General features: G+C 70.9%; 22 protein-coding genes. 15 read left to right on the top strand and 7 right to left on the bottom strand.

What is annotated here, in order from left to right; all coding sequences use genetic code 11:
* Positions 1-2: 2 nt before the first annotated feature.
* Both kamD and kdd read right to left on the bottom strand, forming a co-directional pair.
* Positions 3-1,502, bottom strand: a complete 1,500-nt coding sequence (gene kamD / locus QSK34_RS01935) for a lysine 5,6-aminomutase subunit alpha (RefSeq protein WP_285579207.1) — start codon at positions 1,500-1,502, stop codon at positions 3-5.
* Positions 1,499-2,584 carry an L-erythro-3,5-diaminohexanoate dehydrogenase gene (gene kdd / locus QSK34_RS01930; RefSeq protein ID WP_285579205.1) on the bottom strand — a complete coding sequence of 362 codons (1,086 nt, stop codon included), beginning with the start codon at positions 2,582-2,584 and terminating at the stop codon, positions 1,499-1,501. Before kdd ends, kamD begins: the two co-directional genes overlap by 4 nt.
* Before the next feature lie 70 nt (positions 2,585-2,654).
* Here kdd and QSK34_RS01925 point away from each other — a divergent pair, with 70 nt between their 5' ends.
* Positions 2,655-3,509 (top strand): beta-keto acid cleavage family enzyme, encoded by an 855-nt coding sequence (locus QSK34_RS01925; RefSeq protein ID WP_285579203.1) that lies wholly within the window; start codon positions 2,655-2,657, stop codon positions 3,507-3,509.
* On the opposite strand, the gene QSK34_RS01920 is transcribed toward QSK34_RS01925, so the two are convergent.
* A complete protein-coding gene (locus QSK34_RS01920) occupies positions 3,463-3,993 on the bottom strand; it encodes a hypothetical protein (protein WP_285579201.1) in 531 nt (176 codons plus the stop codon). The genes QSK34_RS01925 and QSK34_RS01920 overlap by 47 nt on opposite strands.
* 115 nt (positions 3,994-4,108) lie before the next feature.
* Between QSK34_RS01920 and QSK34_RS01915 the strand changes: the two genes are divergently transcribed.
* Positions 4,109-5,284 carry a M20 metallopeptidase family protein gene (locus tag QSK34_RS01915; protein ID WP_285579199.1) on the top strand — a complete coding sequence of 392 codons (1,176 nt, stop codon included), beginning with the start codon at positions 4,109-4,111 and terminating at the stop codon, positions 5,282-5,284.
* On the opposite strand, the gene QSK34_RS01910 is transcribed toward QSK34_RS01915, so the two are convergent.
* Positions 5,274-5,717 (bottom strand): TIGR02611 family protein, encoded by a 444-nt coding sequence (locus QSK34_RS01910; RefSeq protein ID WP_285579197.1) that lies wholly within the window; start codon positions 5,715-5,717, stop codon positions 5,274-5,276. The genes QSK34_RS01915 and QSK34_RS01910 overlap by 11 nt on opposite strands.
* 209 nt (positions 5,718-5,926) lie before the next feature.
* Here QSK34_RS01910 and QSK34_RS01905 point away from each other — a divergent pair, with 209 nt between their 5' ends.
* Together QSK34_RS01905 and QSK34_RS01900 are read left to right on the top strand one after the other, a co-directional pair.
* The gene (locus tag QSK34_RS01905; RefSeq protein ID WP_285579196.1) at positions 5,927-6,499 is read left to right on the top strand and encodes an RNA polymerase sigma factor; all 573 of its coding nucleotides are present in this window, start codon (positions 5,927-5,929) and stop codon (positions 6,497-6,499) included.
* On the top strand, positions 6,492-7,391 hold the full coding sequence (locus tag QSK34_RS01900; protein ID WP_285579194.1) for a CU044_5270 family protein: 900 nt from the start codon (positions 6,492-6,494) through the stop codon (positions 7,389-7,391). The genes QSK34_RS01905 and QSK34_RS01900 overlap by 8 nt, the downstream gene beginning before the upstream one ends.
* 50 nt (positions 7,392-7,441) lie before the next feature.
* Here the strand turns inward: QSK34_RS01900 and QSK34_RS01895 are convergent, their stop codons facing one another.
* Complete coding sequence (locus tag QSK34_RS01895; protein WP_285579192.1) at positions 7,442-10,165, bottom strand: cellulose binding domain-containing protein; 2,724 nt, start codon at positions 10,163-10,165, stop codon at positions 7,442-7,444.
* A gap of 142 nt (positions 10,166-10,307) precedes the next feature.
* Between QSK34_RS01895 and def the strand changes: the two genes are divergently transcribed.
* The 8 genes from def to QSK34_RS01855 all read left to right on the top strand — a co-directional run bounded on the left by def (position 10,308) and on the right by QSK34_RS01855 (position 15,782).
* Entirely contained in the window at positions 10,308-10,817 is a 510-nt protein-coding gene (gene def, locus QSK34_RS01890) for a peptide deformylase (protein ID WP_353051360.1), read from the top strand.
* Positions 10,814-11,377 (top strand): class I SAM-dependent methyltransferase, encoded by a 564-nt coding sequence (locus tag QSK34_RS01885; protein WP_285579188.1) that lies wholly within the window; start codon positions 10,814-10,816, stop codon positions 11,375-11,377. Before def ends, QSK34_RS01885 begins: the two co-directional genes overlap by 4 nt.
* Before the next feature lie 28 nt (positions 11,378-11,405).
* Positions 11,406-12,230, top strand: a complete 825-nt coding sequence (locus tag QSK34_RS01880; protein WP_285579186.1) for a patatin-like phospholipase family protein — start codon at positions 11,406-11,408, stop codon at positions 12,228-12,230.
* Positions 12,231-12,259: 29 nt separating this feature from the next.
* Positions 12,260-12,682, top strand: coding sequence for a nitroreductase/quinone reductase family protein (locus tag QSK34_RS01875; RefSeq protein ID WP_161480316.1), 423 nt, complete (start codon positions 12,260-12,262; stop codon positions 12,680-12,682).
* 104 nt (positions 12,683-12,786) lie between these two features.
* Positions 12,787-13,461 carry a type II toxin-antitoxin system antitoxin SocA domain-containing protein gene (locus QSK34_RS01870; RefSeq protein WP_285579185.1) on the top strand — a complete coding sequence of 225 codons (675 nt, stop codon included), beginning with the start codon at positions 12,787-12,789 and terminating at the stop codon, positions 13,459-13,461.
* Positions 13,462-13,716 carry a hypothetical protein gene (locus tag QSK34_RS01865; protein ID WP_285579184.1) on the top strand — a complete coding sequence of 85 codons (255 nt, stop codon included), beginning with the start codon at positions 13,462-13,464 and terminating at the stop codon, positions 13,714-13,716.
* A 157-nt stretch (positions 13,717-13,873) separates the two neighbouring features.
* Positions 13,874-15,538, top strand: coding sequence for a sodium:solute symporter family protein (locus tag QSK34_RS01860; RefSeq protein ID WP_285579182.1), 1,665 nt, complete (start codon positions 13,874-13,876; stop codon positions 15,536-15,538).
* A gap of 10 nt (positions 15,539-15,548) precedes the next feature.
* A complete protein-coding gene (locus QSK34_RS01855) occupies positions 15,549-15,782 on the top strand; it encodes a hypothetical protein (protein WP_051759199.1) in 234 nt (77 codons plus the stop codon).
* Here the strand turns inward: QSK34_RS01855 and QSK34_RS01850 are convergent.
* On the bottom strand, positions 15,768-16,841 hold the full coding sequence (locus tag QSK34_RS01850) for a sugar ABC transporter substrate-binding protein (RefSeq protein WP_285579178.1): 1,074 nt from the start codon (positions 16,839-16,841) through the stop codon (positions 15,768-15,770). The genes QSK34_RS01855 and QSK34_RS01850 overlap by 15 nt on opposite strands.
* Before the next feature lie 154 nt (positions 16,842-16,995).
* On the opposite strand from QSK34_RS01850, the gene QSK34_RS01845 reads away from it, so the two are divergent.
* The 3 genes from QSK34_RS01845 to QSK34_RS01835 all read left to right on the top strand — a co-directional run bounded on the left by QSK34_RS01845 (position 16,996) and on the right by QSK34_RS01835 (position 20,579).
* Positions 16,996-17,955 carry a LysR family transcriptional regulator gene (locus QSK34_RS01845; RefSeq protein ID WP_285579176.1) on the top strand — a complete coding sequence of 320 codons (960 nt, stop codon included), beginning with the start codon at positions 16,996-16,998 and terminating at the stop codon, positions 17,953-17,955.
* A gap of 97 nt (positions 17,956-18,052) precedes the next feature.
* Positions 18,053-19,492: a S1 family peptidase gene (locus QSK34_RS01840; protein ID WP_285579174.1), complete on the top strand. Its 1,440-nt coding sequence runs from the start codon at positions 18,053-18,055 to the stop codon at positions 19,490-19,492.
* 103 nt (positions 19,493-19,595) lie between these two features.
* Positions 19,596-20,579 carry an ABC transporter permease gene (locus tag QSK34_RS01835; protein WP_285579172.1) on the top strand — a complete coding sequence of 328 codons (984 nt, stop codon included), beginning with the start codon at positions 19,596-19,598 and terminating at the stop codon, positions 20,577-20,579.
* A 1-nt stretch (position 20,580) separates the two neighbouring features.
* Here QSK34_RS01835 and QSK34_RS01830 read toward each other — a convergent pair whose 3' ends face one another.
* The gene (locus QSK34_RS01830) at positions 20,581-21,327 is read right to left on the bottom strand and encodes an IclR family transcriptional regulator (protein WP_285579171.1); all 747 of its coding nucleotides are present in this window, start codon (positions 21,325-21,327) and stop codon (positions 20,581-20,583) included.
* Positions 21,328-21,330 lie beyond the last annotated feature (3 nt).

The following is a 21,330-nucleotide window of genomic DNA, read 5'->3' as shown; positions in this document are numbered from 1 at the left end:
GGTCACGGGGCCGCCTCCAGGATCTCGGTCGCGGGGTTCACGTAGCCGGCGGCCTTCTCGATCACGCCGTCGAGGCCCCGGCCGCCGTCGGCGGGGCGCTTGGTCACCCCGAACACGCCGTCGGCGATCGCGTTGAGCAGGCCGTCGTCGGCGACCCGGTGCAGCAGGTCGACGGTCTCCGACAACACCCGCGCGGCGCGCTCGCGGATGAAGGGGCCGGGGGTGAAGTCCTCCGACAGGTCGCCGGCCGCCCGGCGGACGTACCGGACGTTCTCCAGCGCGAGGTCGCGGTCGGAGAGCCAGGGGGTGTGGATGCCCTCGGTCATCATGCCGATGAGGATGATCGACTGGCCGGTCATCACCCCGGCCAGGTTGAAGAACGCGTCGAGCAGGTACCCGGCGAAGATGTTGCCGGTCATGTGCTTGGTGGGCGGCATGTACTTCAGCGGCGCGTCCGGGAAGAGCTCCCGCACGAGCTGCGCGTGCGCCAGCTCCAGGCGGAACGAGTCGGGGATCTGCGGGTTGATCTCGAAGGCGTGGCCGAGGCCGAGTTGCCGGTCGGCCAGGCCCGCCTCGTGGCCGAAGCGCTCGTTCAGCAGTTGCGAGGCGACGACGGTGTGCGCGGCGTCGATCGCGTCGGCGGTGGTCAGGTAGTTGTCCTCGCCGGTGTTGATGACGATCCCGGCGCGGGCGTGGATCTGGCGGGAGAACCGCTGGTCGACGAAGGTCCGGCGGGGGTTGATGTCGCGGAAGATGATGCCGTACATGCAGTCGTTGAGCATCATGTCGAGCCGTTCGAGCCCGGCCAGCGTGGCGATCTCGGGCATGCACAGGCCGCTGGCGTAGTTCGTCAGCCTGACGTAGCGGCCCAGTTCCGCCGACACCTCGTCGAGGGCGGCCCGCATGAGGCGGAAGTTCTCCTGGGTGGCGTACGTCCCGGCGTACCCCTGGCGGGTCGCGCCCTCGGGCACGTAGTCGAGCAGCGACTGCCCGGTCGAGCGGATGACCGCGATGACGTCGGCGCCCTCGCGGGCGGCGGCCTGGGCCTGCGGGATGTCCTCGTGGATGTCGCCGGTCGCGACGATGAGGTAGATCCAGGGCTGGTCCGGGTCGCCGTGCCGGGCGAGCAGCCGGTCGCGGTCGGCGCGGTTGCGGTCGATCCGGGCGACGCCCGCCCCGACCGCCGCGCGGGCCCGGGCCAGGGCCCGGTCCCGCTCGGCCCCCGTCGGCAGCTCGAATCGCATGGAGCGCCAGTTCGCGGCCGCGAAGAACGGCAGCGCGACACCGTGTTCCAGGCCTGTCTGGTCGCGTACGGCGTCCACGATCCGGTTGACCCACGGGATGCCGTCGGCGTCGGCGCCGGTGACGCCCGCGAGCCGGAGCACGGCCCGTTCGACCGAGACCGTCGTGTGGGTGCGGGCCATCTCGATGACCGGTTCGGCGGCGCGGGCGGCCAGGTCGCGGGCCCTGCGCACCACGGCGGGGTCGAGGCCGAGCTTCATCGCAGCCGCTCCTCGAACGCGGCCCGGACGCCGGGTTCCTCGCGCAGCAGTCTTAGCGCCAGCTCCGCGTGGCCAGGGGCGTAGCCGTTGCCGATCAGCATCGTGACGTCGGCGCCGAGCCCTTCGGCGCCCAGCGCGGCGGCGGAGAACGAGGTCGCCATCGAGAAGAAGACCACGGTCCCGCCGTCGCGGGTGGCCAGGATCGCGGCGTGCTCGCAACCGGGCACGTCCACGCAGACGACCGTGACGTCGGCCCTCAGGTCCGACAGCGCCACGGCGTCGCGGGCGTCGGCGACCAGCACCTCGTCGGCGAGCCCCTCGACCGTCGCGGCCTCCCGGTCGTTCACCACCACCCCGATCGTCCGGCCTCCGGCCCGGCGCGCGGCGGCCAGCGAGAGCGACCCGCTCTTCCCCGCCGCACCCAGCACCGCCACCACCGGATCCCGATATCTCCGGACAGCGCGTTCCGCCTGGGCAGGCTCGACATCACGAAAGTCCGCGACAGCGCACCCTGCCTGCCCGGAGGCCATCTCCATGTCCCGATATTTCTGGACAACGCGTTCGGTCAGCGCGGGGGCGCCGCAGACGTCCATGACCGCCAGCGCCAGCGGGACCGGCAGGTCGTCCGGCAGCTCCGCCGCGACCGACCGTTCAAAAAGAATGGCGTGGCCGTCGCACGGGACCTGTTCCGACAACCCGTCCCAGGTCGTCGAGGTGATGACCAGCGGGGTCAGGGTGAGGGAGACGAGCGTGGCGACCCGGGTTCCGGCCGGGAAGGCCGGGCCCTCCTCGACCACGCCGACCAGCATGCCGCCCGACCCGGTGACCGGGTTGTGCATCTTGCCCCGGGTGCGGATGATCTCCAGCACCTCGCCGCGCACCGCCGCGCCGTCGCCGTGGTGTTTGCCGTGCAGTTGGCGGTACGACGCCGCGTCGAGGTTCAGCCGTTCGACCCGCAGGCGCGTCTCCCCCGGCCACAGGCCCGGCGAGGCGTCCAGCCGCCGGGCCGCCTGAGGGAGCACCCCCGGTGGCGACAACACCCGGTGCAGCCCGATCGGAGAGGCCGTCGGCAATGGTCCCACCACCCTTCCCTGAGTCTCGACTCAGGAAAGCATCTTGTCCCGCCCCGGAACAAGGGGGCAATATCCGGATATGTCCAGCACCCTCATCACCGTCGCCCCGACCGGCGCGGAATCGGCCAAGGCCGACGTGCCCGCCCTGCCGGTGACCCTCGGCGAACTGCTCGCCACGGCCAGGGCGTGCGAGGCGGCGGGGGCCGCGGTGATCCACGTCCACGTCCGCGACGCCGAGACGCGGCCCACGCTGGACCCGGGGCTGCTCAGGGAGACGGTCGCCGCGCTGCGGGAGACCGATCTGGTGGTCCAGCTCTCCACCGGCGGGTCGGTGCACGACCCGTACACCGACCGGCTCAGGGTCTTGGACGCCGCCCCCGACGCCTGCTCCCTCACCTGCGGCACGGTGAACTTCGGCGACGACGTCTTCATGAACCCGTGGGGGTTCGTGGCCGAGCTCTACCAGGAGACCCAGGCCCGGGGCATCGTGCCGGAGTTCGAGCTGTTCGACCTCGGCCACGTCGCCACCATGAACCGGCTGCTCGACCGTTACGGCCCGCCCGCCGGCGGGCGGGTGCACTGCGACCTGGTCATGGGCGTGCCCGGCGGCTTCACGGGCGACCTGCGCACGGTCGCCGCGGCGGTCGGCCAGTTGCCACCGGGGGCCACCTGGTCGGCGACCGGGATCGGCCGCGCCGCGCTCCCGGTCATGTTCGCCGCCCTCGCCGGGGGCGGCCACCTGCGGGTCGGCATGGAGGACACCCTCACCTACGCCAAGGGCCGCCCGGTGCGCGGCAACGAGGAGCTCGTCGCCCGCGCGGCCGAGGCGGCCCGCCTGGCCCAGCGGCCCCCGATGACCACGACCGAGGCGCGCGACTTCCTGGGGGTCAGACCCGCTCCGGCTCCCGGTCCGACGGCGCGGCCAGCTCCGTGACGGTACGCCGGGTGCGCATCAGCAGGTAGGCCGCGCCCCCGGCCCCGGTCAGCGCCATCAGCAGCGCCACCACGCCGAGCAGGCTCCAGTCGCCCCTGACCCCGATCATGTCGATGTCGCTCGCGCACACCTCGGGCCGCGTCGGGTTCTCCAGGTAGACGCAGGCCGTGGCGGCGACGGCGTCGGACGGCCGCCCGCCGTCGGCCCGCCCGCTCAGCCGGAACGTGCTGGTGCCGGTCGGCAGCAGCGCCTCCCAGCCGGCGTGGTCCGCCGAGAGGGTCGCGCCCTCGGCGCGCAGGTTCGTCAGGCCCGGCGGGAACGCGAGCCGCACGTCGGCCTGGACCGGCCGGGGCTCCCGGTTGACCACCTGGACCGCGTATTCCACCCGGCCCGACAACTCGGTCACGCCGTTCTCGATGGTGATGGAGACCCCGCCGGAGAGCAATTCCGAGAGCAACACGGTGAGAGCGAGCGGAACGAGCATGATTCCTCCCGGCGACGACGACAGAAAGTAATCACAGAATCACAGTCGGCGACGGACTGTGGTCGAAAAGGCGCGCCGCGTTGAAGACGATCCGCGACCCGGTCGAGGATGAGACATGACCTTTCAGGACGAGCTGGAAAAACTGCGGCGAGCCATCCACCGGGAGCCCGAGATCGGCCTCGATCTGCCCCGAACCCAGGAGAAGGTGCTGGCCGCCCTCGACGGGCTGCCCCTGGAGGTCACCACCGGCCAGAGGCTCACCTCCGTCACCGCCGTGCTACGCGGCGGGCGGAGCGAGGGGAGGAGCGTGCTGCTGCGGGCCGACATGGACGCCCTCCCGATCCGGGAACGCGTCCCGGTCGACTACCGGTCGGTGATCGACGGCGCGATGCACGCCTGCGGCCACGACCTGCACACCGCCATGCTCGTGGGCGCCGCCCGGCTGCTCGCCGAACGCCGCGAGCACCTGACGGGCGACGTCGTCTTCATGTTCCAGCCCGGCGAGGAGGGCCACGAGGGCGCCAAGCTGATGATCGACGAGGGCGTCCTGGACGCCTCGGGCAGCCGCGTCGTCGCCGCGTACGGCCTGCACGTGTTCTCGGCCATCGTGCCGAGCGGCTGGTTCGTCACCAAACCCGGCCCGGTCCTGGCCGCCGCCGACACCTTCGACGTGACCGTGCGCGGGCGGGGCGGCCACGGGTCCACGCCGCACCGGGCGCTCGACCCCGTCCAGGTGGGCTGCGAGATCGTGAGCCAGCTGCAGACGTACACGACCCGGGCCTTCGACGTGTTCGACCCGGTCGTGATCACCGTCGGGCAGTTCCACGCCGGCACGGCCGACAACGTGATCCCCGAGGAGGCCTGGTTCCAGGCGACGATCCGGGCGTTCTCCGCCGAGACGCGGGAGAAGGTCAAGGAGGGCGTGGTCCGGCTGGCGACGGGCATCGCGGAGGCCCACGGGCTGCGCGCGGAGTGCTCGTTCGGGATCGGCTACCCGGTGACGGTCAACGACGCCGCGGAGGCCGCGTTCGCGGCGGAGGTCGTGCCGGAGATCGTGGGGGCCGGCCGCTATCTGACGATGCCGCGCCCGGCCACCGGGTCGGAGGACTTCTCGTTCGTCCTCGACGAGGTGCCGGGCGCGTTCCTCGTGCTGGGCGCCCACGCGAAGGGGGCCGACCCGGCGACCTGTGCGACCAACCACTCCCCCGAGACCGAGTTCGACGACTCGGTGATGGCCGACGGGTCACGCGTGCTGGCCGCCCTCGCGGAGCGGCGCCTGCTCAACGCCTGAGGAAGTTCAGCCCGAACTCGACCATGTCGAAGCCCAGGGTGAGCTTCAGGCATCCCCACACGATCGCGAAGGCCACCGCGAACGTCAGGACGCCGGCGATGATCCGCACCGCCCAGTTCTGCCGCTTCAGCCAGTCGGTCGCGATGGTGACGTAACGCTTGGCGAACTCCAGCACCCGGTGGGCCCAGCTGAACTCGGTCGCCAGGACGGCCAGCCCGGCGAACACGACCAGCCAGCCCGGCCCCGGGAACGGCACCATGATGAGCCCGCCGATCACCATGGCCCCGCCGATCGTGCCGATCACGATCTTCAGGGTCAGGGCGCCCGTGCGGGTCGCGCGGAAACGGTCGAGCCGTCCCTTGATTCCACTGTTGTCCACCGCGACCGGCGTCTTCGGATCGACGTCGGGATCGGTGGGCCCGGCCATAGCCATATAGGTGTCACCCCCACGGCCAGCATAACCAGAGCCCTTGCAGCGGACTTTCAGCCAGATGGACCATTCGACCTGATCCGTGGGTCGTACACCGACATTTCGGGGTCCGCCCCAAGGAGGGCTCCCGGCGCCCGCCAGAATGCGGGAAAGCGATTCGGGCCTGCGGCGGAGTGCAGATGTCAGATGACCGCTTCGCCCGGGGGGCACCCATGACGGCCGATATCGGCGAGCAGGTGGGAGACGCCGAGCTCGTCGCCGGATTCCAGCGGGATCCGGAGGCGTTCACCCGCGTCTACGACCACTACTTCCGAGACGTCTACCGCTACGTGGCCGGACGGCTCGGCACCGACGCCGCCGACGACCTCGCGGCGGAGACCTTCCTCACCGCCTTCCGGCTGCGGGCCAGGTTCGACCCCGCACGCGGCGGCCTGCGGCCCTGGTTGTTCGGGATCGCCACCAACCTGGTCGCCCGCCACCGGCGCAAGGAAGCACGGCACTACCAGGCGCTGGCCCGCACGGGCGCCGAGCCGGACGCCGAGAGCCACGAGACCCGCGTGCTCGCCTCCGTCGCGGCCGGACGGCTGCACGCCGACCTGGTGCGGGCGCTGGCGTCGCTGAACCGCGGGGAACGCGACGTGCTGCTGCTCGTGGCGCTGGCCCAGCTCTCCCATGAGGAGGTCGCCGAGGCGCTCGGCGTCTCCTACGGCACGGTCGGCTCCCGGCTGAGCCGTGCCCGCACCAAGCTTCGCAAACTGATCGGCAAGGAGTCGTTCAATGGATGACCTTGAGTCGCTGCGCGTCGCGCTGGCCAAGGACCCCTCGCAGGACACGATCGACCAAGGCCGGCACCGGCTCATGAACGCCGCCCGCCGGCCCGCCCCCCGGAGGCGCGGCCTGCTGGCCGCGGGGGTGCTCGCCCTCGGCGCGTCGGCCGCCGCGGTGATCACCCTGCTGCCCTCGGCCACCCCCCAGCCGGCCCCGGCCGAGGCGCGGCCCAGCGTGAGCGCGCCGGTCCAGCTCACCGGCCGCCAGATCCTGCTCGCCGCCGCCGACACCGCCCAGCGCGTGGCCGAGGAGCCCGGGAAGTACTGGCACGTCGTCATCGAGCACACCGGGTCCGACAAGATCGTGAAGGGCCGGAAGGACGAGTCGTGGCGGGCCGAATGGTGGTACCGCCGATCCGACGGGCACCTCTTCGGCGGCACCCCTGACGGCAAGGCCATGGACAACCCGAAGTCCGGCGACTTCTGGGTGCTCGACCATTCGTTCACCTACCAGGAGCTCCAGGAGCTCCCGACCGATCCGGACGCGCTGAAGGAGCTGGCCCTCAAGGGCATGCGCGAGGGCCTGAAGGGCGAGAGGCCCCGGGTCGGCGAGGACGGCTACGTCGCCCTCTCGATGTCCTACCTGCTCTATGACGTGCCGATCCCGCCGCAGGTCAGGGCGGGCGTGTTGCGGGCCATCGCGGCGCTGCCGATCGTGTCGAGCACCGGCGACGTCGACGGCGGCCACGGGGTGACGGTGGACGTCAAGGACTCGTCGTTCACGCTGGTCGTCGACCCGGAGACCGGGCTGCTGCGCAGCATCGTCACCTCACCCGGCAACACGATCGACATCACCACGGCCGAGTGGACCGACGACCTGCCCGAGGTGGTTCCGCCACCCGCCGAGTGAGGTCCGCGGACCGGCCAGGACGAGAAGCGTCCTGGCCGGTCGTCTCGGGGTCAGGCGGGCGTGCAGGTCACGCTCGGGATCGGGTTCGTGCCGGACTGACTGGCGTTGAAGCCGAACGAGGTCGTGCCGTTCGGGTTCAGGTTGCCGTTGTAGTTCATGTTCACGACCGTCTGCTGCGCGCCGCTCGCGGAGTGCACGCCGTTCCAGAGCTGGCTGACGGTCTGCCCGTTGGCCCAGGTCCAGCGGACCGTCCAGCCGGTGATCGCGCTGGTCCCGCTGTTCCTGACGGTCACGCTCGCGCCGAACCCGCCGGGCCAGGAGTTCGTGATCGTGTACGTCGCCGCGCAGGCCTTACCGGCGTTGGGCGACGGGCTGGGACTAGGGGAGGGCGACGGCGAGGGGCTGGGACTCGGGCTCGGCGACGGACTCGGGCTGGGCGACGGGCTGGGGCTCGGCGACGGCGAGGGCGACGGCGAGGGCGACGGGTTGGGGCCGGTGCGGTCGGCGTACAGGATGCCTCTGCCGTTGGTGCCCAGGTAGACGCGGCCGTAGATCCTCGGGTCTCCGGTGATGGCCTCGCCGATGTTGCCGTACTGGTGCTGGTCGTCGTTGATGCGCACCCACGTCGCGCCGGCGTCGTCGGAGCGGAAGACGCCGCGCACGCCGTCGATCTTCGCGACGAGGAAGATCGCCATGTACGACTGCCCGGGGGCCGCCTTGCCGAAGCCGACGTTGTCCGACTCCTCCACGCCGGCGATCTTCGTGAACGACGTGCCGGAGTTGGTCGACCGCCACAGGCCCGCGCCGCCGGCCAGCCAGATGTCGCCCTCGCGCCCCGGCACCGCCTTGAAGCGCGCCGTCGTGGGCAGGCCGGTGGCCGCCGAGGCGGTGAAGGTCTGGCCGCCGTTGGTGGAGACGTAGAAGCGCCCGTCGGCGAAGGCGTAGAACTTCTGCGGGTTCACCCGGTCGGACTCGACCCGCGCGCCCGACGGCACCCCGCTCGCGGTCTGCCACGTGTTGCCGTAGCCGACCGAGTAGACGACCGAGGCCCCGGCGTCGCCGGGCGCCCACACGAAGCGGCTGCCGTCGGCCGCCGCCGCGACCGTGCCGCCGTTGTTGATCCCGCCGGGCTCCTGGCCCTGGAACCAGTTGGCGCCGCCGTCGGTCGAGAAGGCCACGTGGTTGTCATTGGGCCGGTCGGCCTCGGTGAAGTTGCCGACCCTGACCATGGTCGAGGGGTTGAGCTCGGCGTAGTCGAGCGAGGTCGTCGAGGTGAAGTTGGGCTGCAGGAACATCATCGGCGGCACGGCGTCGAGGTTGGTGTGCCGGAACCCGCCGATGTCGCCCAGGCCCGAGATCAGCGGCGCGCTGCCGGTGGGCGGGCTGACGAGGTCGAGGACGGCGGTCTCCTCCAGGCCCTTGACCATGGGCTTGATGGTGAGCTGGCCGCCGGTGTCCCACAGTTTCAGGTCGGTCGAGCCGTAGATGGTGGCGCCGGTGCCGTACATGAAGCGGTTGCCGTCGAAGGGGTCGATCTCCATCGACTCGGTCATCCAGCCCAGCTTGGGCGTGACCTCCGGCGGTTGCGGGTTGGCTCCCCAGCTCAGCCAGGGCGCGGAGCTGATGTCCATCTTGTAGCGGAAACTACGGTTCGGGTACGAGGTGAAGTCCCAGATCCGCGTCCAGGTGGCCCCGGAGTCGGTCGACCGCCAGAAGATCACGTCGGGCCACCAGGAGATCTGCGTGGCCACCATGATCGTGCTCGGGTTGGTCCGGTCGATGGTCAGGCCCGAGTAGCCGAAGTAGGCGTCGCCGCTGCTCGACGGGATCGGCGAGATCTGCGTCCAGGCACCGGTCGCGGTGGCGTAGCGCCAGACGTCGCCCTTGGCCCCGGAGTAGGGCCCGGCGGTGTCGGAGGTGGCGATGTAGAGGTAGCCGTTGACGTGGTCGAGCACGCCCTTGTGGGCGATGTAGCCGGTCGGGGTGCCGGGCAGCCGCTCCCAGGTGGTGCCGCCGTTGGTCGTCCGGTAGACGGTGTTGGCCTTGTCGGCCACGCCGACGTAGATCGTCTGGGTGGCGTTGCCGGACGTGCCGGTGCGCTTGTCGAAGGTCACCCACACGACGCCGGGCTGGTGGCTGGTGTAGCCGTTGGGGTCGCTCGGGTCGTCGCTGTAGTTCCCGGCGTTCGGGAAGCTGGTCACCTTGGCCCAGGTCGCGCCGTAGTCGGTGCTCCGCCACAGGCCGTTGCCCATCGGCGCGCCCAGGTAGAGGGTGGAGTTGCGGTTGGGGTCGACGGCCAGCCGCTCCCCCATGCCCCGGCCGGGCATGTTGCCGCCCATCTTGAACGGCAGCGGGGTGACCGACCAGGAGTCCCCCTTGTTCGTCGACCGCAGGATCGCCCCGTTGTTCGGGTCCCACGAGTTGGTGTACATGCCCACGGCCGCGTAGACGCGGTTGGTCTGCACCGGGTCGGTCGCGATGCTGTCGACCCCGTTGTAGCCCCAGTTGGTGAACCCGACCCAGTCGAGCAGCGGCTTCCACGACGTGGTCGACTGCTCCCAGCGGTACATGCCGCCGATGTCGGTCCGGGCGTAGATGAGGTTCCGCTCGGTCGGGTTGAACACGATGCCCGGCACGAACCCGCCGCCGTCGATCCGCACGTTCTTGTACGTGTACGGATCGGAGGCGACCGCCCCCGCCGGGGCCATCCGCACCACCGCCGCGACCAGCACCAGGGCGGCGATCGCGAGCATGCTGACGATCTTTCTTCGCATGGACGGTTTCTCCTCCGTAAATGGATAACCGGCCATGCACGATCAGGTGGGGACCCTGACCGTCCGCCCAGCGCGTGCATGGAACTTGGTTTGATTACCAAACCAACTATCTCAGGTGGAGACCGCTGCGACAATGGACCACATGAGACCCATCACGATCGTCGGGACGCCGGTCCTGCACACCCCGTGCCGCCCGGTGGAGAAGTTCGACGACGAACTCGCGGCCCTGGCCGACGACATGTTCGAGAGCATGTACGCCGCCGAAGGCGTCGGCCTGGCCGCCAACCAGATCGGCGTCGACCTGCGCGTCTTCGTCTACGACTGCCCCGACGCCGACGAGGTCTTCCAGAAGGGCGTGGTCGTCAACCCGACCCTGGAGCTGCCCCCCGCCGACGAGCAGGAGTTCGACGTCGGCGGCGAGGGCTGCCTGTCGGTCCCCGGCCCCCGCGCCGCCCTGGGCCGCCCCAACGTGGCCACCGTCCACGGCTTCGACCTGCGCGGCGAGCCCGTCACGGTGGTCGGCACGGGCGTCCTGGCCCGCTGCTTCCAGCACGAGACCGACCACCTGAACGGCATCCTCTACATCGACCACCTCACCCCCGAGGCCAGAGAGGCCGTCATGACGGAGTTCCGGGAGCTGCACCCGCAGTGAACTGGGACGACCAGGCGGCCACCTTCGACGACCAGCCCGACCACGGCCTGCGCGACCCCGTCGTACGGGCGGCCTGGGCCGCCCGGCTGGCCGCGTGGCTCCCCGGCGCCCCCGCCGACGTCTTCGACGCGGGCTGCGGCACGGGCTCACTGACCCTCCTGCTGGCCGAACAGGGCCACCGGCCCGTCGGCGTCGACCGGTCGCCCGAGATGGTGAGGCGGGCCAGGCGCAAACTCGCCGAGGCGGGCCACGACCCCGAGATCACCGTCGGCGACGCCGCGGAGCCTCCGGGCCACTTCGACGTGGTGCTCTGCCGCCACCTGCTGTGGACCTTCCCCGACCCGGCCGCGACCCTGCGGGGATGGATCGCGAGCCTGCGCCCCGGGGGCCGGCTCGTGCTGGTCGAGGGCCGCTGGGGCGACTCGGGCCTGACGGCCGCGGAGGTGGCAGGAACGCTTCGCCCCATGGTCCGGGAGATCGTCGTGGAACCTCTCCCCGACCCGGCGTTGTGGGGCCGCCCGATCGACGACGAGAGATACGCCGTGGTCGCCCTCCCGTAGCGCGCGCCGATAGAACATAATTCGGTATATGACGAGAGCATTGGTCCTGGGTGGCGGAGGCATCGCCGGCATCGCCTGGGAGGCAGGGATCGTGACCGGCCTGCGGCGCGAGGGCATCGACCTGGGGGCCGCCGACACGATCATCGGCACGTCCGCCGGTTCCGTCGTCGGCACCCTCATCGCCACCGGCGCCGATCTGGAGCGGGCCGTCGCGCGGCAGAGCACGTCCGACCACGGGCCCCGCCCGGCCGTCGACATGGCGCCGGTCATGCAGGCGTTCGGCATCCTCTTCGATCCGAGCATCGACCCCAAGGAGGCCCGCCGGAGGGTCGGCGAGCTGGCCCTGGCCCTCCCCGTGGTCGACGGCATGGCCCGGATCGAGTCGGTCGGCGACCGGCTGCCGGTGAAGGTGTGGCCCGAGCGCGACCTCCAGGTCACCGCCGTCGACGCCGCCACCGGCCAGTTCGTCGTCTGGACCCGCGAGTCGGGCGTCGAGCTCACCCTCGCCGTCGCCTCCAGTTGCGCCGTCCCGTGCGTCTACCCGCCGGTCGAGATCAACGGCGCCCGCTACATGGACGGCGGCGTGCGCAGCGGCACCAACGCCGACCTGGCCAGGGGCGCCGGCACGGTCGTCGTGCTCGAACCTCTCACCGGCATGGTCCCGCCCGAGCGCCTGGCCCGGGAACTGGAGAAGACCGGCGCCTCGAAGACCGCGTCGGTCGGCCCCGACGAGGCCGCCAAGGCCGTGTTCGGCACCAACGTCCTCGACCCCGGCCTGTGGGCCCCCGCCTTCAAGGCCGGCCTCGCCCAGGCGCCGTCGGTCGCCGCACGGGTCGCCGAGGTGTGGGACTGAGAGCCTCTTTTCCGGCAAGTATGAGGCGCATGAGCAACCCGATTGACGGCGACATCCGTGAGATCAACCGCAGGACGATCGAGGAGTTCCGCGCCCACAAGGGCGGCGGCCCCTTCGAGGGCCGCGCCCTGCTGATCCTCACCACCCGCGGCCGCGTCACCGGCCGCCCCCACACGACCCCGATGATGTACGTCATCGAGGGCGACCACCTGCTGGTCATGGCCTCCGCGGCCGGCGCGCCCGAAGACCCGGAGTGGTACCGGAACCTGCTGAAGACCCCCGAGGTCACGGTGGAGGTCGGCGACCAGGTCTACGTCGCCACGGCCCGGCCGACGGAGGGCCCGGAGTACGACGCGTTGTGGTCGCAGATCAAGAAGAACTACCCGTTCTTCTCCGAACACGAGAAGGCGGCCGGCCGCAAGATCCCGGTCGTCGCACTGGAGCGTACCTGAGACGCCATTCCCACGCACCGCCACCGAGCCATAGCGTATGGTTACGGCCATCGCCCAGATAAATCAGAACATCCATTCGACGGCACGGCGGGGAGGCACTGGCCATGGCTCAACCGGTCCTTAAACTGGACCTCGTGTCGGCCCCTGCGCCTCTCCGAGGCCCTGCCGCCGCCGTCGCCTACCTGCTCGCGACGGCTCGCAACGGCGGCATGCGCGTCAATCGCACGAAACTGGCGACGATTCTCTATCTGGCCGATCTCCGCGCCGTCGAACACGGCCTCCCCCCGGGGTCCGGCGTCGAATGGCGCCGGCACCACTACGGCCCCCACAGTCTTCGCCTCGCGGAAGTCGAACGCGACCTTTCCGAAGCCGAGGTCATCGAGGTCGAGGAGAGCGCCGACCCCTTCGCCGGGCACCGCGAACGCGTCATCCACCTGATCGACGCACCACAGACCATCATCGACGCGGGGTTCGCGAAGATCATCGACGACGTCCTGACCGAATACGGGCGATTGTCCGCCGGCCAGCTGAGAAGCCTCACCCACCAGACGCGCCCGATGCAGATGGCGATCGAGCGCGATCAGCCCGAGGTGCGGCTCGATCTGACGGGCGGGGCGCCGTTCCCCGACCTGGGCTCGGGCCTTGACCGGCTCCGCCAATGGGTCGCACGCAACCCTCTGCCCGGAGACGAACCGGGCGGTGTCGACGATCTCGACGACGACCTCTCACAACTCGCCGATCACCGCGCCGAGGCGACACGGCAGCTCATGGAGGACTGAGTGGCTGGTCCCTATGTGACCGGCGGCGTCTATCTCGTCAGCGACAAGGCGCTTCGCCTGATCCCCGAAGAGGAAAGGGTCGTCCACGACGAACGCCGTCCGGTCGTCGTGGTCACAGGGGGATACTCCAACGGTGATCCCGCCTGGCCGTTCGTCCTGGTCTGCCCCATCTCGGGTTCGCCGTCCAGCTCGCCAGGGGCCAGGGCGGGGTCGTCAAGAAGTGCTGGATCAGGATTCCGGCGGTTCAGCCGCTGACGAAGCCGGTCCTGGAAGACCGGACCGGCATCCTGGACGAAGACGTGCTGACCCAGGTGCAGGCGCGGCCGGCCCAGTACCTCGGTCTTCTCGACTGAGCTTCCGGCCCGCACCGTGACCCGCGTGAGGCGGTGAGGTTCGGGGGTAGCGGGGGTCCGTGCTCGCTCTTGCTCCCCAGGACCTGCGCCTGGACGTCAACGCGCTGGACTATCTGATCCTGGCGCTCTACTTCGCCGTCGTGGTGGGCATCGGATTCGCCGCCCGCCGCGCCATCCGCTCCTCCAGCGACTTCTTCCTCGCCGGGCGTGCCCTGCCCGCGTGGATCACGGGTCTCGCGTTCGTCTCCGCCAACCTCGGGGCGATCGAGATCCTCGGCATGGCCGCCAACGGAGCCCAGTACGGCCTCATGACCGTGCACTACTACTGGATCGGCGCCATTCCGGCCATGGTGTTCCTCGGCGTCGTGATGATGCCGTTCTACTACCGGTCGAAGGTGCACAGCGTGCCGGAGTTCCTCCGGCGGCGGTTCAATCCGGCCACGCAGTTGTTCAACGCCATCGCGTTCGCCGTCGCGCAGGTGCTGATCGCGGGGATCAACCTCTACGCCCTCGCGCTCGTCATGGAGGCGCTGCTCGGGTGGCCCCTCTGGTTGTCGGTGATCGTGTCGGCGGCGATCGTGCTGGCGTACATCACCCTGGGCGGGTTGTCCTCGGCGATCTACAACGAGGTCATGCAGTTCTTCGTGATCATCGCGGGGCTCGTTCCCGTGGTGGTGCTGGGGCTGGTCCGGGTCGGGGGGTTCGAGGGGCTCGGGCAGAAGGTCCGCGAGAGCGTGCTCGGGGAGGGCGGGCTGCACACGTGGTCGACGACCGCGTCCACGGACAACCCGCTGGGGGCGAGCTGGATCGGGATCGTGTTCGGGCTCGGGTTCGTGTTGTCGTTCGGGTACTGGACGACCAACTTCGCCGAGGTGCAGCGCGGCCTGTCGGCGCGCAACACCAACGCGGCGCGGCTGACGCCGATCGTGGCGGCCTATCCGAAGTTGCTGATCCCGGTCGTGACCGTGATCCCGGGGCTCGTCGCCCTGGTGCTGTTCTCGAACCTGGGCAAGGAGGGCGGGCCCGCGTACAACTACGCGATTCCGCTGCTCATGAACGAGTTCCTGCCCAACGGGGTGCTCGGGGTCGCGGTGACCGGTCTGCTGGCCTCGTTCATGGCCGGCATGGCGGCGAACATCTCCGGGTTCAACACCGTGTTCACGTACGACATCTGGAAGGGTCACGTGAACGGCGACAAGCCCGACGAGTTCTATGTACGTCTCGGGCGCGTCGCCACCGTCGGCGGTGTGGTGGCCGGCATCGGGACCGCGTTCATCGCGGCCGGGTTCTCGAACATCATGAACTACCTCCAGGCGCTGTTCGCGTTCTTCAACGCGCCCCTGTTCGCGACGTTCATCATCGGCCTGTTCTGGAAGCGGATGACCCCGTGGGCGGGCTTCTGGGGCATCATCGCGGGCACCCTGGCGGCGTTCGCGGTCTACATCCCCTACCGGGCGGGGGTGCTCGACCTCGGCACCGACCTGAACGCCTCGTTCGTGGCCGCCGGGGCGGCGTTCGCCGTCGACGCGGTCGTGTCGGTCGTGATCACGCTGGTGACCACGCCCAAACCGGAGGAGGAGCTGCGGGGTCTGGTGTACGGGCTGACCGACGTCGACCTCAAGGACGACTCCCTGGCCGGGGACCGGGCGTGGTACCGCTCCCCCGTGATCCTCGGATCCGGCGCGCTGGTCCTGGCCGCCGCCTTCTACCTGCCGTTCCTGTAAGGGGGACCCGATGTTGTTCGACATCCGCCGCATCCTGGGCGGCCTGTTCGCCGTCTACGGCGTGATCCTGGTCGTCGCCGGGCTTCTCGACGGGGCCGAGGAGATCGCCAAGGCCGAGGGGGTGCGCATCAACCTGTGGACCGGGGTCGGGATGCTGGTGCTGGCCGGGGTGTTCCTGGTGTGGGAGCGGCTGCGGCCCAAGGACGTGCCCGACCCCTCCGACGAGTCGTCAGGTGATGCCTAGCTCCGCGCACGTCGGCTTCATGGCGGCCGGGTTGCAGACCTCGTTGACCGTCCAGAAGCCGTCCCTGACCACGGTGTCCTTGATCGTGTCCCGGGTGACCACGATCGCCTTGGTGATCATGGCGGGGATCTCCTGCTCGGTGTCGTTGCTCACCGTGCTGGTGCCCCGGATCGGCCGGCCGGCGCCCAGGTCGACGGCCAGCTGCGCGGCGTTCTGCGCCTCGGGCTGGATGGGCTTGTAGATGGTCATGGTCTGGGTGCCGAGCATGATGCGGTGGATGGCCTCCAGGTCTGCGTCCATGCCGGTCAGCGGGGTGTCGGGGGGCATGCCCGAGTCGCGGATCGACGACGCGGCGCCGCCGGCGAGGCCGTCGTTGGCGGCGTACACGCCGACGATGTTGGCGGGGCCGATGCGGTCCATGGCCATCTCCGACTCGCGTTCGGCGTCCTCGGGGCTCCAGCCCGGGGTGTCGTACTCGGCGCCGATGCGGACCCGCCCGTCGAGGGCCGCGTGGGCGCCGGCCTTGAACTCGGCGGAGTTGGGGTCGGTGGTCGGGCCGTTGAGCATGACGATCTGGCCCTCGCGGCCGCGGGCCCTGATGGCGTCGACCAGGGCCTGGCCCTGCAACCGGCCCACCTCGACGTTGTCGAAGGAGGTGTAGGCGTCGATGGCGCCCTCCGCGAGGCGGTCGTACGAGACGATCCGGACGGCCCGCGCGGCGGCGCGGTCGACCGACGGCTGGATGCCGCGGGCGTCCACCGGGGTCAGGATGACGGTCTTGATCCCCTGGGCGGTGAACTGGTCGAGCTGGCGGCGCTGGGCGACGGGGTCGCCCTCGGCGTTGACCGAGACGATCTCGCAGTTGGGGCAGAGCTGGGCGACCGACGAGGTGATGTACGGACGGTCGAACTTCTCCCACCGGGGGGTCGTCAGGTCGGGGAGCATGAGTCCGATCTTGAACCCGCGGGCGATGATCTCGGCCGGACCGGTCTGCGGAGGCTTCTCGGGGCCACAGGCGGCCACGGCGACCAGCAGCGCCAGCGCGAGAAAGATCCTCACTCATGCCCCCCGTTCGTCTGGGGAGGCCTACCCTGCCCGTTGCCGGGGGGTAACGGTGGTGACGGAGTCTTGATAGACCTTTTCCGACATGACTAGTCAGAATGTGTGACAAATCATCATTGCTGGAGTTATTCGGGGGTCATACCTTCACGTTATGGACCTGGAGCTCCGCCATCTCAGAATCGTGCGTATGGTCGCCGAGACCGGCAGCGTCACCAAGGCGGCCAGTGCGCTCGGGCTCGCGCAGCCCGCGCTCACGGCACAGTTGAAGCGGATCGAACGGGCACTCGGGGGCACCCTGTTCGAGCGGGACCACACCGGTTCCCGTCCGACCGCACTCGGGGAGCTGGTGCTCGCCCGCGCGCAGGTGCTGCTGCCCGCCGTACAGCAACTGCAGGAGGAGGCCGCCCGGCTGGCCAACGGCGAACCCGACGGCCGCCGCTACCGGATCGGCGCCGCCAACGGGCCGATCCTCGGCGGCCTGGTCGACCGGCTCGCCGCCGCCGAGCCCGGCGCGGTGATCACCACCGCCACCTCGTGGTCGACCGGGGAACTGGCCACCAAGGTGATGCTCGGGCGGCTCGACTTCGCCCTCATCGGGGTCTGCGGCGACTCCCGGCCCCCCGGCGACGAGGCGCTGTCGTGGGCCATGGTCGCCAACGACCCGGTGTTCGTGCTGGTCGCCGACTCCCATCCGCTGGCCGGCGAACGGGAGGTCGAGCTCGGCGACTTCGCCAGGGAGCAGTGGGCGGTCACCCCCGGCGACGGCTGCTTCGGCGAGTGCTTCGCCGTGGCCGCGTCGCGGTCGGGGTTCGCCCCGTCGGCGATCTACGAGACCGACGTCGCGACCTGCGTCCACCTGGTGCGGGTCGGCCGCGCCGTGGCGTTGTGCCAGGCCACGTTCCGCCGCAGCGAGGGGATGGTGGCCTTACCCGTACGCGGGGCGCCGCTGCGCTGGCGGCAGCTGCTCGGCTGGCATCCGGAGACCACGGCCGCCCAGTCGGCGCCGGCCGTGGTCAGCCACGCCAAGTTCTCCCACCTGGACGCCGTCCGGCAGAGCGCCCCCTACTCGAACTGGCTGGCCCGGAACCCGGGATACGGAACCATGCCGTAGCCGGGCCATAACACGGTGGTAGGGGGCAAACGACGGCTCCTCGGGGGGCGTGCCTGCAGATTACGTTCAGGGCACTCCCAGCCCCCAAGGAGAATCGATGCGCAGCAGGCACATCCTGAGCGCGGCGAGCGCCCTCACCATGGGCGTCGCCCTCGTCCTGTCCTCCGCCCCGGCCGCCGTCGCGGCGCCGGCGAAACCGGCACCCTCGATGTTGGAGGCCCTCCAGCGCGACCTCAACCTCTCCGCCGAGCAGGCCCAGCTCCGTCTCGTCAACGAGGCCCGGCTCGGCAAGCTCGAGGGCAAGGTCCGCACCGACCTCGGCTCGGCCTTCGGCGGGTCGTGGCTCAGCGGTGACACCGCGAACGCGCTGACGGTCGCGACCACCGACGCGTCCAAGGTCGGCGCCATCGAGGCCGGCGGCGCCAAGGCGCAGGTCGTGACCCGGTCGTTGGGCGACCTGACCACGCTCAAAGACCGGCTCGACGCCGCCACCGCCCCGCAGACCGTGCCCGTCTACTACGTCGACGTGAAGTCGAACTCGGTCGTCGTCGAGACCCGCGACCAGGCCGCCGCCGAGGCGTTCGTGGCCTCCGCCGGGGTCGACAAGGCGGCCGTGACCTTCGTCGCGTCCAGCGAGCAGCCGGTCCCCTACTACGACCTGCGCGGCGGCGACGCCTACTACATCAACAACTCGGGCCGCTGCTCCATCGGCTTCTCGGTCACCCGCGGCAGCACCCCCGGGTTCGTCACCGCGGGCCACTGCGGCACGACCGGCAGCTCGACCCAGGGCTACAACCGGGTCGCGCAGGGCACCTTCCAGGGCTCCTCGTTCCCCGGCAACGACTACGCCTGGGTCGCGGTGAACTCCAACTGGGTGCCGACCCCCACCGTGGCCGGCACCTCCGCGACCGTGTCGGGCTCGACGGCGCAGGTCGTCGGCGGCTCGATCTGCCGCTCCGGCTCGACCACGGGCTGGCACTGCGGCACCGTCCAGCAGATCGGCACGTCGGTCACCTACCCGCAGGGCACCGTCTCGGGCGTGACCCGCACCAACGTCTGCGCCGAGCCCGGCGACTCGGGCGGCTCGTGGATCTCGGGCACCCAGGCCCAGGGCGTCACCTCCGGCGGTAGCGGCAACTGCTCCGTCGGCGGCACCACCTACTTCCAGCCGGTCAACGAGATCCTGTCGGTCTACGGCCTGACCCTGACCACCACGGGCACCCCGCCCGGCGGCGGCACCTGCAGCGGCTACGCCAGCACCACCACCGGCTCGGTCAGCAGCGGCGGCAACGCCTACAGCGCCCAGTTCACCGCCAACGCGGGCACCCACCGCCTGTGCCTCGACGGCCCGAACGGGGTCGACTTCGACCTGTACCTGCAGCGCCTGAGCGGCTCGACCTGGACCAACGTGGCCAGCGGCACCAGCTCCGGCCCGGACGAGACCGTCACCTACAACGGCACCGCGGGCACCTACCGGTACCGCGTCCACGGCTACAGCGGGTCGGGCAGCTTCACCCTCGCGTACACCCGCCCGTAGAACGTAAAACTTTCGGTTGATTCAGCACCGTCGGGCTTTATTTGCGGCCCGGCGGTGTTGACCGTTCTGAGACCTTTTAGCAGAACTCGTATGGGGGACTTCAATGTCAGGCACCAGTCGCCGGATCCGGGCACTGGCGGGTTGTGTCGTCGCGGCGCTCGCCGGTCTGCTCCTGATCGGCACGGGCCTCCACCTTTCCGGCGCCGGCTGGCACCTCGCGCGCTGCCTGTCGGGCGGCGAAGCCCCCTTCGACGCCGCCGTCCTCCCGGTGGGATATCCGGGGCTCGGGACGATCCCGTCTCTGCCTGAGACGTCGGTCGCGCAGATCCGCGCGGTGCCGGGCGTGGCCTCCGCCGTGCCCGTCCAGGGCGGCGAGGTGGGCCTGGTGGGCTTCGGTTCCCTGGTCCCGCTGGAGGCGGTCGCGCTGGACATGGCGCTGCTGTCGTCCTCGGGCATGGAGGGCGACGCCCCCCGCGGCGCCTCCGACGCCGTCCTCGACCAGCGCACCGCCGACCAGCTGCATCTGGAGGTCGGCGAGACGATCACGGTGCACGGGAACGGCGCCGACCGCTCCTTTGAGATCACCGGCGTGACCGAGTCCCAGGGCAATCCGACGCTGGACGTGCGGGGCACCCTGGGGGTGCTGCCGATGACGGCGGCCGACCTGGTCGGGTCGCTGGAGACCGAGGTGGTGCACGTCCGCGCCGCCGACGACGTCGACCCCGGCGAGCTGCGCAACCGCCTGCAGGCCACCCTCGGCGGCGAGTACGACGTGCTGACCCACGCCGAGATGCTCGCCAGCGGCGACGTGACGGCCGAGACGCTGCCGCCGGTGCTCGGCGTGGTGGGCTCGCTGCTGGTCGTGGGGGCGGCGCTGACGGCGTACATGGGCCGGCAGTCGACGACCACCACGAGCCTGCTGATGGCGACGGCGGTGCTGAGCGTGGCCGCGACGGCCGCGGTGATCGTGGCGTCGGCGGGCGTGGAGATCTCCACGCCGACGATCCTGGCGGTGGCGGGCACGACCGCCGCGGCGGCCCTGGCGGCCATGCTGATGCGCCCGAAGATCGTCAGCCACATCGGCTGAGCTAGTGGAGCAGGTTCGTCACGGCCGAGGCAGCCGTCCGCAGGGCCGGGACGAACGCGAGCAGTTCCTCCCGTGACAGCAGGGGCGCGACCGTGGAGACGCTGAGACCGCCCGCGACGTGCCCGGCCCGGTCGAATACCGGAGCCCCCAGGCAGCGGATGGCCGTCTCGTTCTCCTCGTCGTCGACGGCGTAGCCCCGCTCGCGGATCCCGGCCAGTTCGGCCGCCAGCAGGCCGGACGAGGTCAACGTGGCAGGCGTCCTGGCGGGCAGCCCGGCGGCGGCCAGGACCGCCGCCAGTTCGTCGGGCGGGAGGTGCGCGAGCACGCACTTGCCGATCGCGGTCGAGTGGAGCGGCAGCCGCATGCCCACCCGTGAGGCCATCCGGTAGGGCTGGTTCCCCTCGACCTTCTGCACGTACACGGCGTGGTCCCCGCTGCGCAGCGCGAAGTGCACCGTCTGCCGGACCTCCGCCGAGAGCCGGGTCAGCACCTCGCCGACCCCGCCCGCCCCCGCCGCCTTGACCTCCTCGGCCAGCGCGAACATCCGGATCCCGGCCCGGTAGCTGCCGCCGCCCTCGGCGGCCACGAAGCCCAGCTCCACCAGCGTCGACAGGATGCGGTGCACGCTCGCCTTCGGCACCCCGGCGTCCGCGCAGATGTCGGCGAACCGGCGCGGGCCCGGACCGGCGACCGCCGCTTCCAGCACGGTCAGTGCCTTGGTGACCGCATTTCCCGTTTTGGGGTCCATTGA

This window comes from Herbidospora sp. NBRC 101105 (assembly GCF_030269205.1).
Classification (GTDB): Bacteria; Actinomycetota; Actinomycetes; order Streptosporangiales; family Streptosporangiaceae; genus Herbidospora; species Herbidospora solisilvae.
This window is presented reverse-complemented; position numbering and strand designations above follow the sequence as displayed.

What these genes read in the sequence shown, in the direction of transcription:
- kamD (WP_285579207.1), bottom strand. Translation starts at nt 1,502, where the DNA reads ATGAAGCTCGGCCTCGACCCCGCCGTGGTGCGCAGGGCCCGCGACCTG.
- QSK34_RS01925 (WP_285579203.1), top strand. Translation starts at nt 2,655, where the DNA reads ATGTCCAGCACCCTCATCACCGTCGCCCCGACCGGCGCGGAATCGGCC.
- QSK34_RS01920 (WP_285579201.1), bottom strand. Translation starts at nt 3,993, where the DNA reads ATGCTCGTTCCGCTCGCTCTCACCGTGTTGCTCTCGGAATTGCTCTCC.
- QSK34_RS01915 (WP_285579199.1), top strand. Translation starts at nt 4,109, where the DNA reads ATGACCTTTCAGGACGAGCTGGAAAAACTGCGGCGAGCCATCCACCGG.
- QSK34_RS01910 (WP_285579197.1), bottom strand. Translation starts at nt 5,717, where the DNA reads ATGGCTATGGCCGGGCCCACCGATCCCGACGTCGATCCGAAGACGCCG.
- QSK34_RS01905 (WP_285579196.1), top strand. Translation starts at nt 5,927, where the DNA reads ATGACGGCCGATATCGGCGAGCAGGTGGGAGACGCCGAGCTCGTCGCC.
- QSK34_RS01900 (WP_285579194.1), top strand. Translation starts at nt 6,492, where the DNA reads ATGGATGACCTTGAGTCGCTGCGCGTCGCGCTGGCCAAGGACCCCTCG.
- QSK34_RS01895 (WP_285579192.1), bottom strand. Translation starts at nt 10,165, where the DNA reads ATGCGAAGAAAGATCGTCAGCATGCTCGCGATCGCCGCCCTGGTGCTG.
- def (WP_353051360.1), top strand. Translation starts at nt 10,308, where the DNA reads ATGAGACCCATCACGATCGTCGGGACGCCGGTCCTGCACACCCCGTGC.
- QSK34_RS01880 (WP_285579186.1), top strand. Translation starts at nt 11,406, where the DNA reads ATGACGAGAGCATTGGTCCTGGGTGGCGGAGGCATCGCCGGCATCGCC.
- QSK34_RS01875 (WP_161480316.1), top strand. Translation starts at nt 12,260, where the DNA reads ATGAGCAACCCGATTGACGGCGACATCCGTGAGATCAACCGCAGGACG.
- QSK34_RS01870 (WP_285579185.1), top strand. Translation starts at nt 12,787, where the DNA reads ATGGCTCAACCGGTCCTTAAACTGGACCTCGTGTCGGCCCCTGCGCCT.
- QSK34_RS01855 (WP_051759199.1), top strand. Translation starts at nt 15,549, where the DNA reads ATGTTGTTCGACATCCGCCGCATCCTGGGCGGCCTGTTCGCCGTCTAC.
- QSK34_RS01845 (WP_285579176.1), top strand. Translation starts at nt 16,996, where the DNA reads ATGGACCTGGAGCTCCGCCATCTCAGAATCGTGCGTATGGTCGCCGAG.
- QSK34_RS01840 (WP_285579174.1), top strand. Translation starts at nt 18,053, where the DNA reads ATGCGCAGCAGGCACATCCTGAGCGCGGCGAGCGCCCTCACCATGGGC.
- QSK34_RS01835 (WP_285579172.1), top strand. Translation starts at nt 19,596, where the DNA reads ATGTCAGGCACCAGTCGCCGGATCCGGGCACTGGCGGGTTGTGTCGTC.
- QSK34_RS01830 (WP_285579171.1), bottom strand. Translation starts at nt 21,327, where the DNA reads ATGGACCCCAAAACGGGAAATGCGGTCACCAAGGCACTGACCGTGCTG.